This window comes from Kitasatospora sp. NPDC058046, assembly GCF_042885595.1.
Taxonomy (GTDB): Bacteria; Actinomycetota; Actinomycetes; order Streptomycetales; family Streptomycetaceae; genus Kitasatospora.
The window spans coordinates 757,967-775,106 of sequence record NZ_JBHVRS010000002.1; the positions used below are offsets into that span (position 1 = coordinate 757,967).

Here is a 17,140-nt window from a genome sequence, read left to right on the forward strand (position 1 = left end):
GGCGTACGGTTTCGAACCTGGTGACGGTGCCGGTGGTGGACGGCAAGGTGTCCTTCCACAACGCCTCCGGCGGCACGGTGCACCTGGTCGCCGACCTCGCCGGCTACTACGCCACCGAGGGCAAGGTCAGCTACCGCCCGGCCGGCCCGATCCGGGTCCTCGACACCCGCCAGGACACCTACTGGGAGTCGGGCGTCCGCCCGGCGGCCACCGTCCCGGCCTGGGGCACGGCGGACGTCCCGGTCGGCGAGATCCCGAACGCCGCGGCGGTGACCCTGAACGTGACGGTCACCGAGCCGGGCACCGACGGGCACCTGACCGTCTTCCCGCACGGGGACGCGGCGCCGAACGCCTCGAACCTGAACTTCCTGCCGGGCGAGACGATCCCCAACCAGGTGGTCGTCCCGGTCAAGGACGGCAAGGTGTCGTTCTACAACGCGAGCGGTGCTCCGCTGCACCTGATCGTCGACCTGTTCGGCTACCAGTCGTACTGACCCCGCCCCACCCCGACGGCCCCGGTGCCGAGCCCCGTGCTCGGCGCCGGGGCCGTCCGGCTGAGTAGGCTCGGGCGGGTGAGCACCCCACATCCCTTCCCCGACCTGCGTGGCGCCGCCACCGGTGTCGGTTCGCTGCCCGGTACCGACGCCCGGGAGGCCGCCAAGACCTCCACCGGGGCACTGGAGCACCTGCCGTTCCTGCCCGAGCTGCCCGCGCGCGGGCCGGGCGCGGACATGATCGGCCGCGGCGCCGGCCTGCTGGTCGAGCTGTTCGCGCAGACCGAGCCGAGCGGCTGGCGGTTCACCGACCGTCCGGGCCGGGACACCCGGCGCGCCCATTCCTGGCTCGGCGAGGACCTGGACGCGCTGGAGGAGTTCACCCAGGGCTACCAGGGGGCGGTCAAGGTCCAGGCCGTCGGCCCGTGGACGCTGGCGGCGAGCATCGAGCTCAAGCACGGGGAGAAGGCGCTCTCCGACCCCGGTGCCTGCCGGGACATCGCCGGCTCGCTGACCGAGGGCCTGCGCCGCCACCTCGCGGACGTCCGCAGGCGGGTGCCCGGCGCCGAGGTGGTCCTCCAGCTCGACGAGCCCTCGCTGCCGGCCGTGCTGTCGGGGTCGGTGAAGACCGCGAGCGGTTTCCAGCGGCTGCGCTCGGTCGACCGGCAGGTCGCCGAGGAGGTGCTGCGCGAGGTGGTCGGGGGTCTGGACGCGCCGGTCGTCGTGCACTCCTGCGCGCCGGACGTCCCGGTCCCGCTGCTGCGCCGGGCCGGGGTCGCCGGGATCTCGCTGGACTTCTCCCTCCTCACCGAGCGCCAGGACGACGACCTCGGCGAGGCGGTGGAGGGCGGCACGATGATCCTCGCTGGTGTCGTCCCCGCCACTGACCAGGCAGTGTCCGACCCTGCCGGTAGTGTCCAGGGTGTCAGGACCTTGTGGCGCAGGCTCGGGTTCGCCCCGGAGCTGCTGGGCCGTCGCGTGCTGGTGACGCCGACCTGCGGGCTGGCCGGGGCCTCCCCGGCGTACGCGCGCAGGGCGCTGTCGTCCGCGGCGCGGGCGGCACAGAGCCTGGTGGACAACCCGGAATGAGAACGTAGGAGGGCTTGCGGTGACGGCTGTCGAGGGCTGGGAGGACGTCCCGGCGGAGGTGCGCAGGCGGCACGCCGAGCTGGCGGCGGAGATCACCGACCACCGGGCCCGGTACTACGAGCAGGACGCGCCGGTCGTCAGCGACGCCGAGTTCGACGTGCTGATGCGGGAGCTGGAGGGGATCGAGGCCGAGCACCCGGCCCTGGTCACCCCGGACTCGCCGACGCAGCGGGTCGGCGGCGCCCCCACCGTGCTGTTCGCCGAGGTCGAGCACCGTGAGCGGCTGCTCAGCCTGGACAACGCGATGGACGACGAGGAGCTGGCGGCCTGGGCGGAGCGGGTCGCCACCGAACTGCACGGCATCGACTACCACTACCTGTGCGAGCTGAAGGTGGACGGCCTGGCCGTCAACCTCACCTACGAGAACGGGCAGTTGACGCAGGCGGCGACGCGCGGCGACGGCCGGGTCGGCGAGGACATCACCGCGAACGTCCGCACCATCAAGGAGATCCCGCACCGGCTCAAGGGCGAGAACGTCCCGGAGCTGGTGGAGATCCGCGGCGAGGTCTACTTCCCGACGGAGGAGTTCGACGCGCTCAACGCCTCCTTCGCGGAGGAGAACGAGCGGCGCCGGCAGGAGAACGAGGAGCGCGCCAGGGAGGGCAAGCGGCCCCGGGCGATGATCCGGCTGTTCATGAACCCCCGCAACGCCGCCGCCGGTTCGCTGCGCCAGAAGGACCCGCACGTCACCGCCTCCCGCCCGCTGCACATGGTGGTGCACGGCATCGGCGCCCGGGTCGGCTTCGACATCGACAACCAGTCGCACGCCTACCGGCTGCTGCACGACTGGGGCCTGCCCACGGCCCGGCACAACAGGGTGGTGGGGACGCTCGCCGAGGTGCGGGCGTTCATCAAGCACTTCGGCGAGCAGCGGCACTCGGTCGAGCACGAGATCGACGGCGTCGTGGTGAAGGTGGACGAGATCGCCCTGCAGGGCCGGCTCGGCGCCACCTCCAAGTCGCCGCGCTGGGCGATCGCCTGGAAGTACCCGCCGGAGGAGGTCACCGGCCGGCTGGCGGAGATCAAGGTCGGCATCGGCCGCACCGGCCGGGCCACCCCGTACGCGGTGCTGGCCGAGCCGGTGAAGGTGGCCGGTTCGATGGTGCAGTACGCGACGCTGCACAACCAGGAGATCGTCAAGGCCAAGGACGTGCTGCTCGGGGACACCGTGGTGCTGCGCAAGGCGGGCGACGTCATCCCGGAGATCCTCGGCCCGGTGTACGACCTGCGGGACGGCACCGAGCAGGCCTTCGTGATGCCCTCGCACTGCCCGGAGTGCGGCAGTGAGCTGCGGCCGATGGCCGAGGGGGACATCGATCTGCGCTGCCCGAACGCGGAGCGCTGCCCGGCCCAGATCCGGGAGCGGATCGCCTTCCTCGGGGGGCGGCAGTGCCTGGACGTGGAGGGGCTGGGCTACGTCGCGGCCACCGCGCTGACCCAGCCGCTGGAGCCGGCCGAGGCGCCGGTGCGCAACGAGGCCGACATCTTCCGGCTGACGCGGGAGAAGCTGCTGCCGATCAAGGTGCTGGTCCGGGACCCGAAGACGGGCATGCCGAAGCTGGACGACAAGACGGGCAAGGAGAAGGAGGTCTTCTTCTTCGCCACCACCAAGGGCGAGCCGAAGAAGTCGCTGCAGGCCCTGATCGACAACCTGGAGGCGGCGAAGCAGCGGCCGCTGTGGCGGTTCGTCAACGGCCTGTCGATCCGGCACGTCGGCCCGGTCGCCGCGCAGGCGCTGGCCCGGGAGTTCCGCGACCTGACGAAGATCTTCGAGGCGAGCGAGGAGCAGCTGGCGGCCGTCGAGGGGGTCGGTCCGACGATCGCCCGCTCGATCCAGGAGTGGTACGCGGAGGAGTGGCACAAGGAGGTCCTCCGGAACTGGGAGGCGGACGGCGTCCGCTTCACCGAGGAGTTCGCGGACGAGGAGGAGGCGGAGCGCCCGCTGGAGGGGCTGACCGTGGTGGTGACGGGCACGCTGGCCGGCCACACCCGGGACGGCGCCAAGGAGGCGCTGACCTCGCGCGGAGCGAAGGTGACCGGTTCGGTTTCGAAAAAGACCGATTTTGTGGTCGCTGGTGACAACCCAGGGTCCAAGTACGACAAGGCTGTTCAGCTCGGCCTGCCGGTCCTGGACGACGCCGGGTTCACCGTCCTGCTCGCCGACGGACCGTCCGCCGCCCGTGCCCACCTGGGGCTTCCGGAGCCCGAGGAGGCCGGAGAGGCGGCGGGGGAGACTGTCGAGGACTGATCCGGAGCCGCCCCGATCGGCTGATGACCGGATCGGTGTTGTTATCGTCCTGATGCAACGTCACCGGGTGCCGCACCGTGAAAGCGGGCATTGTGTCACTGTGCGGCACCCGGGCGCGGTGGCGCGTTTCCGGTTGTCCGAAAGTCTGCCCACCGGGTGGACCCCGGCATACCCTGGAGCGCAACAGAGTGTCAGCAGGGGTGGGGGCGCCGGCTGGACCGGAGTTCCACGGGGTCGCTCCATGCCCGGCAGCTGTCGGTACCGGCACGGTGCCTCACCGTAAGGCGGCCTGACGGGGCGGGCCCGACGGAGGACAGGGCTTATGGATCGTACGACCGGCGGTGCGCCCACACGCCCGCCGCAGGGGGTGGCGGGTGCGGTCCTGCTGCTCGGCGTGCTGCTGGCCGGAGCCGCGCCGCTCATCCCGCTGGCCGTCCTGGTCTACCGGTACGAACCCGAGTTGCTGCCGCTGTTCGCCGTGCCCCTGGCGGTGCTGGTGGCGGCCTGGCGGATCGCCCGGGACCGCGCCCGCGACCAACTGACCGACCCGCTGACAGATCTGCCGAACCGTCAGGCCCTGCTGCTGGCCGCCCAGGAGGCGATTGCGGAGTGTGAGCAGGGGTACAGCGTCGGTCTCATCCTGCTCGACCTCGATCGCTTCCGATCGCTCAACGACACACTCGGTCATACGGCCGGCGACCGGCTGCTGGTTCACATCGCCCGCCGGCTGCACCGGGCCCTGCGCTCCGGCGGCCCGGCCGGCAGCGCCACCCGGGAGTCCATCGACGACGTCTTCGCCGGCCTGCCCCGGCACTACCGCCGCGGCCGCCCGATGGTGGCCCGGATGGGCGGCGACGAGTTCGCCGTCCTGCTGCCCGGCATCAACTGCCCGGACAGCCTGGAGCGGGTCGCCAAGGCGCTGATCGCCGAACTTGCCGCCCCGATCCGGCTGGACGGGCTGCTGCTCGTCCTGGAGGCCAGCGGCGGCGTCTGCGTCTACCCGCAGCACGCCCAGGACGCCGAGTCGCTGCTGCGCCGGGCCGACGTCGCGATGGGCCACGCCCAGCGCGGCTGCTGCGGCGTCGCCCAGTACGACGAGACCCAGGACGCCGACACGCCGTACCGGATCGGGCTGTTGGGGGACCTGCGCCGGGCGCTGGAGACCGGCGAGGTGCAGCTGCACTACCAGCCGAAGGTGGCCTTCGACGGCCGGGTGGTCGGCCTGGAGGCGCTGCTGCGCTGGGAGCGGCCCGGCCAGGGGAAGGTCTCGCCGGACGAGTTCGTCGGGCTCGCCGAGTCCAGCGGCCTGATGCCGCGGCTCACCGACTACGTGCTGGAGGCGGCCGTCGGCCAGCTCGCCTACTGGCGCGAGCAGGGCCTCCAGGTGCAGGTCGCGGTCAACGTCTCGCCGCGCGACGTGCTCAACCCCGGCTTCGCCCAGCGGGTGGCCGGCCACCTCGTCCGCCACCAGGTGCCGGCCCACGCGCTCCAGCTGGAGATCACCGAGCGGCTGCTGCTGGACGACTCCCGGCGGGCCGCCGACACCCTGGCCGAACTGCGCGGCTACGGCGTCGGGATGTCCCTGGACGACTTCGGCACCGGGCACTCCTCGCTGGTGCGGCTGCGCAGCCTGCCGGTCGGCGAGCTGAAGATCGACCGCTCCTTCGTCTCCCGGATGGTCGCCGACGACCACGACGCGGCGGTGGTGCGCTGCTCGGTGGAGCTCGCCCACTCGCTGGGCCTGACCGTGGTCGCCGAGGGCGTCGAGGACGACGAGACCTGGGAGCGGCTGCACTGCATGGGCGTGGACGCCGTCCAGGGCTGGCTGGTGTCGGCCGCGCTGCCGGCCGAGCAGGCCACCGCCTGGCTGCGGGTGCACCGCACCGGCGCCCCGCCGGTGGAGCGGCTCGGCCTGCCGCCCCAGCTGCACGCCGGCTTCCAGCCGGCCCAGGGCGCCAAGCCGATCGGCCCGGCGGCCAGGCCGCCGGCGCTGCCGCCGACGACGCTCCCGCCGGTCCGGCCGCCGGTCATCCCGCCCACGCTGCCGCCGGTGGCCCAGGTGGTGCAGGCCGCGCACCGGGAGATCAAGCCGCAGGGCTGGGCCCGCACCCGGCCGCAGTAGCCCGCCGGACGCCGCCGCCGGGCCGCGACGGGAGCCGGCGACGGGCGTGACAGGTGTCGGCGACGGCCGCCGCGGATCACTCGTTGGCCGGGGTAGGGGACGGGCCCCATAGGATGGGGTCCAAAGACCACGAGGACGGAGTGCCGAACCCGGCTGCTCCTGCCCGGGCCCGGCTCCGCCCGCAAGGCACCGCCGGGTCTCACCAGAACTCACCCTGAGGATCGCTGCATGCCTGGCATCACGCGCGAGGAGGTCGCCCACCTCGCCCGGCTGTCGCGTCTTGAGCTGAAGCCCGAAGAGCTGGACCACTTCGCCGAGCAGCTCGACGTGATCATCGGCGCGGTCGCCCGCGTTTCCGAGGTCGCCGGACAGGACGTCCCGCCGACCTCCCACCCGCTGCCGCTGACCAACGTCATGCGCGCGGACGAGGTGCGGCCGTCGCTCACCCCGGAGCAGGCGCTGTCCGGCGCCCCCGCCTCCGAGGAGCAGCGTTTCCGTGTGCCGCAGATCCTCGGGGAGGACTGACCGATATGACCGAGCTGATCCGCTACACCGCCGCCGAGACCGCGAGCGCCATCGCCAAGGGCGAGGTGTCCGCCGTCGAGGTCGCGCAGGCCCACCTGGACCGCATCGGAGCCGTCGACAAGAAGGTCAACGCCTTCCTGCACGTCGACACCGAGGGCGCGCTGGCCGCGGCCAAGGCCGTGGACGACAAGCGCGCCAAGGGCGAGGAGCTGGGCCCGCTGGCCGGCGTCCCGCTCGCGCTCAAGGACGTCTTCACCACCAAGGGCATCCCGACCACCTGTGGTTCGAAGATGCTCGAGGGCTGGATCCCGCCGTACGACGCCACGCTGACCAGCCGTCTCAAGGACGCTGACGTGGTCATCCTCGGCAAGACCAACATGGACGAGTTCGCGATGGGCTCCTCCACCGAGAACTCCGCGTACGGCGTGACCGGCAACCCGTGGGACCTCTCCCGCATCCCCGGCGGCTCCGGCGGCGGTTCGGCCGCCGCGCTGGCCGCCTTCGAGGCCCCGCTGGCGATCGGCACCGACACCGGCGGCTCGATCCGCCAGCCCGGCGCCGTCACCGGCACCGTCGGCGTCAAGCCGACCTACGGCTCGGTGTCCCGCTACGGCCTGGTCGCCTTCTCCAGCAGCCTGGACCAGGGCGGCCCGTGCGCCCGCACCGTGCTGGACGCGGCCCTGCTGCACGAGGCCATCGCCGGCCACGACCCGCTGGACTCCACCTCGATCGACGCGCCCGTCCCGGCCGTCGTCGAGGCCGCCAAGATGCGCGACATCCGCGGCATGCGGATCGGCGTCGTCAAGGAGTTCGCCGGCGAGGGCTACCAGGCCGGCGTCATGCAGCGCTTCAACGAGTCGGTGGAGCTGCTGCGCGAGCTGGGCGCCGAGGTCGTCGAGGTCTCCTGCCCGTCGTTCACCCTGGCGCTGCCGGCGTACTACCTGATCGCGCCCAGCGAGTGCTCCTCCAACCTGGCCCGCTTCGACGCGATGCGCTACGGCCTGCGGGTCGGCGACGACGGCAGCCGCTCGGCCGAGGAGGTCACCGCCCTGACCCGCGAGGCCGGCTTCGGCCCCGAGGTCAAGCGCCGCATCATCCTGGGCACCTACGCGCTGTCCTCGGGCTACTACGACGCCTACTACGGCTCGGCCCAGAAGGTCCGCACGCTCATCTCGCGCGACTTCGACGCGGCCTTCGCGGGCGTGGACGTCCTGGTCTCGCCGACCACGCCGACCACCGCCTTCCCGATCGGCGAGCGCGCCGACGACCCGATGGCGATGTACCTGGCCGACCTGTGCACGATTCCGTCGAACCTGGCGGGCAACGCGGCCATGTCGCTGCCGGTCGGCCTGGCCCCGGAGGACAATCTCCCGGTCGGCCTCCAGATCATCGCACCCGCGATGGCGGACGACCGCCTGTACCGCGTGGGCGGCGCCGTCGAGGCCGCACTCAACGACAAGTGGGGGCACACCCTGCTGGAGGAGGCACCGGCACTGTGAGCAAGATCGAGAAGGCCAAGGGCTCCGGCTCGCTGAAGGGCTTCAAGCACTCCAAGCCCGGCCTGTGGCTGTCCATCGGCACCAGCGCGTTCGGCGCGATCTCCGTCGTCAAGGACGTCCGCAAGGCCCGCGAGGAGAGCGACACCCTCAAGCTGGTCAACGCCCTGGTCGGCGCGGCCGCGCTGGTCACCGGCACCGCCCTGCTGGTGCGCGAGCTGCGTCAGCTGGGCTCCGACGACGTGCTGCTGGGCTGAGCTGAGTCAAGCGCCCAGGCCCGGCCCCGCGCGACGCGGCGGCCGGGCCCGTACCTCCCAAGCTTCAAGTGAGAAGGGACGCTGTGAGCGTCATGAACCTGGTCTCCTACGAGGACGCTCTCGCGTCGTACGACCCGGTGATGGGCCTTGAGGTCCACGTCGAGCTGGGTACCAAGACCAAGATGTTCTGCGGTTGCTCGACCGAGCTGGGTGCCGAGCCGAACAGCCAGACCTGCCCGACCTGCCTGGGCCTGCCGGGCTCGCTGCCGGTGGTCAACGCGGTCGGCGTGGAGTCGGCGGTCAAGATCGGCCTGGCGCTGAACTGCGAGATCGCCGAGTGGTGCCGGTTCGCGCGGAAGAACTACTTCTACCCGGACATGCCCAAGAACTTCCAGACCTCGCAGTACGACGAGCCGATCGCCTTCAACGGCTACCTCGACGTGCAGCTGGAGGACGGCTCGACCTTCCGGGTGGAGATCGAGCGCGCCCACATGGAGGAGGACACCGGCAAGTCCAGCCACGTCGGCGGGGCCACCGGCCGCATCCACGGCGCCACCCACTCGCTGCTCGACTACAACCGGGCCGGCATCCCGCTGATCGAGATCGTCACCAAGCCGATCGAGGGCGCCGGCGAGCGCGCCCCCGAGGTCGCCAAGGCGTACGTCGCCGAGCTGCGCGAGGTGATCCGCTCGCTCGACGTCTCCGAGGCCCGGATGGACAAGGGCCAGATGCGCTGCGACGTCAACCTGTCGCTGCGCCCGAACGGCACCGAGACCTTCGGCACCCGCTCGGAGACCAAGAACGTCAACTCGCTGCGCAGCGTGGAGCGGGCCGCCCGGTTCGAGATCCGGCGCCACGCCACCGTGCTGACCGACGGCGGCACCATCGTCCAGGAGACCCGCCACTTCCACGAGGAGGACGGCTCCACCACCTCGGGCCGGATCAAGGACAACGCCGAGGACTACCGCTACTTCCCCGAGCCGGACCTGGTGCCGGTGGCCCCCGCCCGCGCGTGGGTCGAGGAGCTGCGCGCCGCCCTGCCCGAGCTGCCGCGGGTGCGCCGCGCCCGGCTCCAGGCCGAGTGGGACCTGTCCGACAAGGACATGCAGTCGGTGCTCAACGCCGGTGCGGTGGGCCCGATCCAGGAGACCATCGCGGCCGGTGCCCCGGCCGACCAGGCCCGCAAGTGGTGGATGGGCGAGCTGGCGCGCCGCGCCAACGAGACCGGCACCGAGCTGAGCGAGCAGCCGATCACCCCGGCGCAGGTCGCCCGGGTCGCCGCGCTGGTCGCCGAGGGCAAGCTGAACGACAAGCTGGCCCGCCAGGTCATCGAGGCCGTGCTGGCCGGCGAGGGCGAGCCGGACGCGATCGTCGAGAAGCGCGGCCTGGCCGTGGTCTCGGACGACTCCGCGCTGGGTGCCGCCGTCGACCAGGCCATCGCCGAGAACGAGGGGATCGCCGCCAAGATCCGCGACGGCAAGGTCCAGGCCGTGGGCGCGCTGGTCGGCGCGGTCATGAAGGCCACCCGCGGCCAGGCCGACGCCGCCCGCGTGAAGGACCTGATCCTGGAGCGTCTGGGCGCAGCCTAGGTCGTCAGCCCTTCCTTCCTAAGGCGTCTAAGGCATCTAAGGCCCTCTAAGTAAGGCCTAAGGCCCCGCCTCACCTATGTATCTGGGTGAGGCGGGGCCTTAAACCTTTTCTGACGCCCGATCTGCGCCCGATCTAAGGCATCCGGGCCCCGGAAGATGCGGCAGGCTCCCGATGCGGCACCCCCCACTGGCGGAGGAAGCTCTTACCTGTCAGCAGGACGCAGTGGAAAACCCGAGGGGGAACCGGAAATGATCGAGTACCAGACCTTCCAGCAACAGGCCCACGAGCTCGTGGCCCGCGCCGAGCACGAGCGCCTGGTGCGCGAGGCCAAGGAGGCCCGCCGCCTGCGGCAGCGCCCGGTGGCCGCCCGCTTCCAGCGGCGCCCCGTGCGTCGGCCCGAATGCTGACGGTGCGGCACCACGACGGTGCCGAAGGAACTCCGGAGGGGGAGACGCTGCGAGTGAGCGTCTCCCCCTCCGGGCGTTCGGGCCCTTCGACCCGTTCGCCAGGGGAGATAACCCCTCGGCCGGGCCCCACCGGCTATGGCATGCTCGCCTCCATGCAGCACACATCGGTCAGCCCCGTCTTCGTCGGCCGCGGAAGCGAGATCACCGAGCTGACCGACGCGCTGCGCCGCGCGGGCACCGGCAGCCCGCAGTCCGTCCTGATCGGCGGCGAGGCGGGGGTCGGCAAGACCCGGCTGCTGGAGGAGTTCCTGGAGCGGGCCGCCGCCCAGGGGGCGGTCACCTCGCTCGGCAGCTGTCTGGAGGTCGGCGCCGAGGGCCTGCCGTACGCGCCGCTGGCCGCCGCGCTGCGCCGGCTGCACCGCTCGCTGGGCGCCGAACTGGAGGCCGCCGCGGCCGGCAGCGAGAGCCATCTCGCCCTGCTGCTCTCCGAGTTCGGCGAGGTGGACGGCGAACCCAACGACGAGTACAGCCGGGCCCGGCTGTTCGAGCACACCGCGAGGCTGTTCGAACGGCTCGGCGCGGAGCGTACCCTCGTCCTCGCCGTCGAGGACCTGCACTGGTCCGACCGCTCCACCCGCGAGCTGCTCGCCTTCCTGGTGCGCACCCTGCACCGCTCCCGGGTGCTGCTGGTCGCCACCTACCGCACCGACGACCTGCACCGCCGGCACCCGCTGCGCCCCTTCCTGGCCGAGCTCGAACGGCTGCGCACCGTCCAGCGGCTGGAGCTGGCGCGGTTCGACCGCCGCGAGGTGGCCGCCCAGCTGGCCGGCATCCTCGGCACCACCGTCCCCGACCGCCAGCTGGTGGACCGCATCCACCGCCGTTCGGAGGGGAACCCGTTCTTCGTCGAGGAGCTGGCCACCGCCTTCGAGGACGGCTTCGGCGCCGGGCTGACCGACTCGCTGCGGGACATCCTGCTGGTACGGGTCGAGGGCCTGGACGAGGAGGCCCAGCGGGTGGTGCGGATCGCCGCCGAGGGCGGCTCGCACGTCGAACACGCCCTGCTGGCCGCCGTCCTGGACGACGACGAGGAGGCGCTGATCGAGGCGCTGCGGGCGGCCGTCGGCGCCAACATCCTGCGCCCGGACAGCGAGGGCGAGGGCTACCGGTTCCGCCACGCGCTGGTCCGCGAGGCGGTCTCGGACGACCTGCTGCCCGGCGAACGGCACCGGATCAACCGCAGGTTCGCGCTCGCGGTGGAGGCCCAGCCGCAGCTGGTCCCCGGTGACGCGCTGGCCGCCCGGCTGGCCAACTACTGGTACCACGCGCACGATCCGGCCCGCGCCCTGCCGACGGCCCTGGACGCCGCCCGCGCGGCCCGCCGCCGCAACGCCTTCGCCGAGCAGCTCGGCATGCTGGAACGCGCCCTGGAGCTGTGGGACCTGGTCTCCGAGGAGGTGCTGGCGCACACCCTGCGCCCGTACGACTGGGCCGAGACCTACCCGCCCGGCTCCTGCGACCACAGCACCGCGGACGGGGACTGCGACCGGATCCAGCTGGTCGACGTGCTGGCCGAGGCGGTGGTCGCGGCCCGGCGCTGCGGCGACCGCGAGCGCGGCCTGAGCCTGGCCAAGCGCGGGCTGCGGCTGGTCGACGAGGCCGAGCACCCGGTGCGCGCGGCCTGGTTCCGGATCAACCGGGCCCGGATGCTGGGCAGTCTGCGCCGCTCCGGCGACGAGGAGGAGATCGCGAACGCGCTGCGGCTGGTGGAGCACCTGCCGCCGACCGCGGTCCAGGCCGAGGTGCTCGCGCTCGGCGCCGGGACGGCGATGCTCAAGAAGCCCACCCCGGCGGCGATCGAGCTGGCCGAGCGGGCGATCCGGATCGCCGAGGAGGTGGGCGCGCACTCGGTCGAGGTGCACGCCCGGATGACCCTCGGCGGCCTGCGCTACGACGTCCAGGGCGACGCCGAGGGCGGGCTGGCCGAGCTCGCCGGGGCGGTCGAACGGGCCCGCCGGCTGGGCGTGCCCGACCTGCTGCTGCGCGGCATCAACAACCTGGCCAGCATGCAGCGCGGACTCGGGCACCCCGAGGACGCGGTCCGACTGGCCCGGGAGGGCCTGGAGTACGCGAACGGCAACGGCCTGCTGCGCAACATCGGCGCCATCCTGACCGGCAACCTGGTCGAGGCGCTCGCCGACCTCGGGCGGGCCCGGGAGGCCACCGAGGTGCTGGTCGGCTACGAGGCGGCCAGCCCGACCGGCACCCACGCCGAGTTCCTGGACCGGATGCGCGGCGAACTCGCCCTGCTCAAGGGGGACCTGGCCACCGCGGGCACCATGCTGGCGCAGGCCCGGTCGGCCAACCGGGTCGGCCAGGTCCAGCACAGCGTGCCGATCAGCCGGCTGGCGGTGCGGCTCGCGGCGCTCGGCGGCCGGCCGCTGGAGGCCCGGGCCGAACTGCTCGCCGCGCTGGAGGAGGACGGCCGGCTCGGCCACGAGTCCGACGTCTACCCGCTGCTGGCCGAGGCCGCCGCGGTGGAGGCGGACAGCCGGGGCCTGCCGCAGGCCGAGGCGGGCCGGGCCGGGGCGCTGGCCGCGATCGCCGCGGCCGCCGCCGCACTGCGGCCCCGGGCGCCGCTGCACCACGGCTGGGCCCGGCTGCTGGAGGCCGAACTGGCCCGCGCCGAGGGCGCGGACACCCCGCAGGGGTGGGCCGCCGCCGTCGAGGCGCTGCGGCCGACCGGCCTGCCGTTCCCGCTGGCGCTCGCCCTGCTGCGGGCCGGCGAGGCCGAGGTGCAGGCCGGCCGGCGCGAGGCCGCCGCCGAACTGCTGCGCGAGGCGGCCGAACTGGCGGCCGCCCGGGGCGACCGGCTGCTCGGCGGGCAGATCGCCGCGCTGGCCGAGCGGGCCGGGCTGAGCCTCGCCCCGGCCAGGCGGACGGCCGGCCGGGCGGGCGGGGGGACGGCCGCGGTTCCGGCCCAGGCCGCGGGGGACTCCTTCAACCTCACCCCCCGGGAGCGGGACGTGCTCCGGCTGCTCGCGCGTGGCTGGACCAACCGGCAGATCGCCGAGGAGCTGTACATCTCTCCGAAGACCGCGAGCGTGCACGTCTCCAACATCCTCGGCAAGCTCGGGGTCGGCGGCCGGGGCGAGGCGGCCGCACTGGCGCACCGGCTGCGGCTGTTCCCGGAGGACCTGGCCCCCTCGGGCCACTGAGCAGGGCCCCGCTGAGCAGGACTCCACTGAGCAGGGCCCCGCTGAGCAGGGCCCCGCTGAGCAGGGCCCCACTGAACTGGGCGCCACGACGGACCCGGACCGGCCCCGGCCGGTCCGGGTCCGCTGTCCGTGCGCCCCGGCAGCACGGATCGTCCACCCTGGCACCGGTGTTCGGGCGCCGCCGCGTGCTCCCGTGCGCGCCGCGTGAGCCCCTGCCCGCGCGCCGCCGCCAACCGGGCCGATCCATAGGAATCAGGGGCATTTCCCCACTCTTTCGCCATTACTCTAAGTTGAGTGTGCGTGTCATTGAGTGACGGGATTGGTGTAGGGTCCATTTTGGGAGCATCGGTACGGTGCGGCGGCCGGCAGGCCGCCCACCCCCTGGGCCACCGTCCTGACGGGGCGCCAGGCCACCGCGTACGTCCGACAGGTGCGCGGCCGGTGGCCCGTGGCCGGGGCGCGAGGCCCCGGGCCGGAGGGGGAGAGGCCGAGTGAGCTCCACCGAAACGGTGCTGCCCGGAACCGGACGGCCGGACGCACCGCACACCGACACGTCCGCCGCCGACGTGCCCGCACCCGCCCGCCGCGGCCCGCTGTACCGGCCCGGGGTGGGCCGTACGCTGCCCGGGTTCGCCCTGGCCGCGCTCTGCGTGGCCTACGCCACCGGCGCCGCCGCCGGCTGGGGATCGCACCAACTGTCCGTCTTCATGGGCGACTTCGGGTTGGCCGCGGCGGCCCTGGCGGCCGCGCTGTCCTGCCTGGTGTACGGCTGCACGGTCGGCGGCCACGCCCGCCCGGCCTGGCTGCTGTTCGGCCTCTCCTCGCTCATGGTCGCCTTCGGCAACGGCACCTGGGGCTGGTACGAGCTGGTCGTGCGCACCCCGCTGCCCCGGGACTCGCTCGCCGAGTACGCCTTCCTGCTGTTCGCCCCGCTCGCCATCACCGGCGTCCTGGTGCTCGCCCAGCACCCGCGCACGGCGGCCGGCTGGCTCTGCCTGCTGCTCGACGGCTGGCTGATCGCCGGCTCGCTGTTCACCCTCAGCTGGAGCCTGGCGCTCGGCCGGATCGCGGCCGGCGAGGACGGCTCACCGCTGCGCCTGGCCCTCAACCTGGCCTACCCGGTGCTGGACATCCTGCTGGTCAGCCTGGTGGTCGGGCTGCGCTTCGGCGGCCGGGACGGCAACCGGGCGGCGGTGCACACCGCGATGCTGGCCCTCGCCGTCACCGTCACCTGCGACGCCCTGTTCACCTCCCCGGAGCTGCGCAGCAGCTACCACTCGGGCGAACTGCTGGACGCCGGCTGGTTCGCCGGCAGCCTGCTGCTGGGCTGGGCGCCGTGGTCGCCGCGCTGGCGCCGTCCGCTGCGCGACCACCCCTCGGCCGGCGGCCTGCCGCACCGCCGGGTGGCCACCACCTTCAGCGCGCTGACCCCGTACGCGGCCGCCGCGGTCTGCACCGCGGGCATTCTCTACAACGCCCTCGGCGGACGGGAGTTGGACCGGGTGGTGGCCGCGGCCGCCTGCACCGTCGGGCTGGCGCTGATCCTCCGGCAGGGCGTCATGCTGCTCGACAACCTGTCGCTGGCGCAGGAACTCGCCCACAAGGAGGCGCACTTCCGCTCGCTGGTGCAGGGCTCCAGCGACGTCATCATGATCGCCGGCGCCAACGGCGTGCTCTCCTACGTCTCCCCGGCCGCGCTCGGCGTCTACGGGCGGGACCCGGAGGAACTGGTCGGCGGCAACCTGCTGGACCTGGTCCACCCCGAGGACGTCGGCCGGGTGCTCTCCGAGGTCCGCCGCTACCTCGCCAGGGTCCGGCTCACCACCCACCGCAGCCCCGGCACCGCCGAGCCCTCCGCCCGGGTCGAGTGCCGGATCAGCTCCGGCGCCGGCGAGTGGCTGTACGTCGAGTCGACCGTCAGCAGACACCGCGACGGCCTGCTGCTCAACAGCCGGGACGTCACCGAACGCGTCATGCTCCAGGCCCAGTTGCAGCACAACGCCTTCCACGACCCGCTCACCGACCTGCCCAACCGGGCGCTGTTCACCCAGCGGCTGCGGGCCGCCCTCGGTGCCCGTGGCCAGCAGGGCGGGACGGGCGCCGGGATCGCGGTGCTCTTCATCGACCTGGACGGCTTCAAGGCGGTCAACGACACCGCCGGGCACCAGGTCGGCGACGAACTGCTGGTGCAGGCGGCCCGCCGGCTGCAGAGCGCCGTCCGCTGCGGGGACACCGTCGCCCGGTTCGGCGGCGACGAGTTCGCCGCGCTGGTCTGCGGCCCGCTCGGCCGCCTCCAGGTCCAGGAGCTGGCCGAGCGGCTGCGCCTCGCCCTCTCCGAGCCGTACTGGATCGGCGGCGCCGAACTCGGCGTCGCCGCCAGCATCGGCATCGCCTTCGGCACCCCCGAACGCGGCCCGGCGGCCGACCCCAGAACCGCGGCCGACGAGCTGATGCGCAACGCCGACCTGGCGATGTACCGGGCCAAGTCCGAGGGCAAGGGCCGGGTGGTGCTCTACACCCCCGCGATGCGGGCCGACCTGGAGCGCCGCACCGAGCTGGAGGAGCGGCTGCGGCTGGCCGTCCGGGAGGGCGGCTTCACCCTGCTCCACCAGCCCGTGGTGGACCTCGGCAGCGGCGCGGTGACCGGCGTCGAGGCGCAGGCCCGCTGGCGCTCGGTGGGCGGCCTGCTGCTCACCCCGGCCGAGTTCCTGCGCTCGGCCGAGCACGGCGACGCGGCCACCCGGTTCTCCCGCTGGCTGGTCCTGGAGGCGGTCAGCGCGGCCGTCGAGCGGCGCGGCCTGCCCGGCGGCAGGGGCCGCGGCACGCCGGAGCCCGTCCCGGTGGCCGTCAGGCTCTCGGTGGAGCGGCTCTGCTCGCCCGGCCTGTACGAGACGGTGGCCTCGGCGCTGCGCGACAGCGGGCTGCCCGCCGACGAACTGGTCATCGAGGTGGCCCGGATGGGCCCGGACTCGCTCGCCGACGAACTCGGCCGCCGGCTCTCCGCCCTGCGCGGGCTCGGCGTCTCCACCTGGCTGGCCGGGTACGGCGCGGGCGGCGGCTCGCTCGGCGCGCTCGCCCGGCTGCCGCTGGACGGGCTCAAGCTGGACCGCACGCTCGTCCAGGACCTCGGCGAGTCCCCGCTCAGCCGCACCCTCGCCGGGCACGCGCTGCGGCTCGGCCGCGACCTCGGGATGACCACCGCCGCCGAGGGGGTGGACCTGCCCCGCCAGGTCGCCGCGCTGCGGGAGCTGGGCTGCGGGCAGGCCCAGGGCTCGGCCTTCGCCCCGCCGCTGGACGAGCCCCGGCTGCGCCGGGCGCTGGCCCGCCGCGGCTACCCGCTGCCCACCCCGACCGGCCCGCTGGCCACGCCGCCGGGCCCGGTCTCCACCCCGGCGGGCCCGGCCGGACCGCTGTCGGCCCGCCGCCCGTACCCGCCCGCCGACACCCGCCCGCCCGCCCCCGAGGACACCCGGACGAGTGGCCGCGGCAGCGGCCGGACGGACGCCGCGCCGGGGCGTGGCGCACATCACCATGGCGGCTCTGACCTGCCCGAACACCGTGCCGTTACTGGCCCGCCGGGTGGTCCGCATGGCGAGACGGTCGTCCCACCTGCTTGACACGCCGCCCCGCACGG

At 73.7% G+C, this 17,140-nt stretch carries 10 protein-coding genes and 2 pseudogenes; 11 read left to right on the top strand and 1 reads right to left on the bottom strand.

Features of this window, described 5'->3' with window-relative positions:
* The 10 genes and pseudogenes from ACFVU7_RS07695 to ACFVU7_RS07740 form a co-directional block, all read left to right on the top strand.
* Window positions 1-494: pseudogene (locus ACFVU7_RS07695) on the top strand (hypothetical protein); the annotation flags it as partial.
* Window positions 495-572: 78 nt separating this feature from the next.
* Entirely contained in the window at window positions 573-1,583 is a 1,011-nt protein-coding gene (locus ACFVU7_RS07700; protein ID WP_234348454.1) for a methionine synthase, read from the top strand.
* A gap of 19 nt (window positions 1,584-1,602) precedes the next feature.
* Window positions 1,603-3,891 carry an NAD-dependent DNA ligase LigA gene (ligA, locus tag ACFVU7_RS07705; protein ID WP_387968354.1) on the top strand — a complete coding sequence of 763 codons (2,289 nt, stop codon included), beginning with the start codon at window positions 1,603-1,605 and terminating at the stop codon, window positions 3,889-3,891.
* A 322-nt stretch (window positions 3,892-4,213) separates the two neighbouring features.
* Complete coding sequence (locus ACFVU7_RS07710; protein ID WP_079271897.1) at window positions 4,214-6,013, top strand: bifunctional diguanylate cyclase/phosphodiesterase; 1,800 nt, start codon at window positions 4,214-4,216, stop codon at window positions 6,011-6,013.
* A 228-nt stretch (window positions 6,014-6,241) separates the two neighbouring features.
* On the top strand, window positions 6,242-6,538 hold the full coding sequence (gene gatC / locus ACFVU7_RS07715; protein ID WP_049657766.1) for an Asp-tRNA(Asn)/Glu-tRNA(Gln) amidotransferase subunit GatC: 297 nt from the start codon (window positions 6,242-6,244) through the stop codon (window positions 6,536-6,538).
* Between the two features lie 5 nt (window positions 6,539-6,543).
* Entirely contained in the window at window positions 6,544-8,037 is a 1,494-nt protein-coding gene (gene gatA / locus ACFVU7_RS07720; protein WP_074001495.1) for an Asp-tRNA(Asn)/Glu-tRNA(Gln) amidotransferase subunit GatA, read from the top strand.
* Window positions 8,034-8,291: a hypothetical protein gene (locus tag ACFVU7_RS07725; RefSeq protein ID WP_049657770.1), complete on the top strand. Its 258-nt coding sequence runs from the start codon at window positions 8,034-8,036 to the stop codon at window positions 8,289-8,291. Before gatA ends, ACFVU7_RS07725 begins: the two co-directional genes overlap by 4 nt.
* An 83-nt stretch (window positions 8,292-8,374) precedes the next feature.
* Complete coding sequence (gene gatB, locus ACFVU7_RS07730; RefSeq protein WP_049657772.1) at window positions 8,375-9,880, top strand: Asp-tRNA(Asn)/Glu-tRNA(Gln) amidotransferase subunit GatB; 1,506 nt, start codon at window positions 8,375-8,377, stop codon at window positions 9,878-9,880.
* Between the two features lie 249 nt (window positions 9,881-10,129).
* The gene (locus ACFVU7_RS07735; protein WP_158077676.1) at window positions 10,130-10,288 is read left to right on the top strand and encodes a hypothetical protein; all 159 of its coding nucleotides are present in this window, start codon (window positions 10,130-10,132) and stop codon (window positions 10,286-10,288) included.
* Window positions 10,289-10,440: 152 nt separating this feature from the next.
* Window positions 10,441-13,506, top strand: a complete 3,066-nt coding sequence (locus ACFVU7_RS07740; RefSeq protein ID WP_388044627.1) for an AAA family ATPase — start codon at window positions 10,441-10,443, stop codon at window positions 13,504-13,506.
* Window positions 13,507-13,540: 34 nt separating this feature from the next.
* On the opposite strand, the pseudogene ACFVU7_RS07745 reads toward ACFVU7_RS07740, so the two are convergent.
* Window positions 13,541-13,768 (bottom strand): annotated as a pseudogene (locus ACFVU7_RS07745) (hypothetical protein); the annotation flags it as partial.
* 346 nt (window positions 13,769-14,114) lie between these two features.
* Here ACFVU7_RS07745 and ACFVU7_RS07750 point away from each other — a divergent pair.
* Window positions 14,115-17,123, top strand: a complete 3,009-nt coding sequence (locus ACFVU7_RS07750; RefSeq protein WP_388044638.1) for an EAL domain-containing protein — start codon at window positions 14,115-14,117, stop codon at window positions 17,121-17,123.
* The last annotated feature ends 17 nt before the right edge of the window (window positions 17,124-17,140 follow it).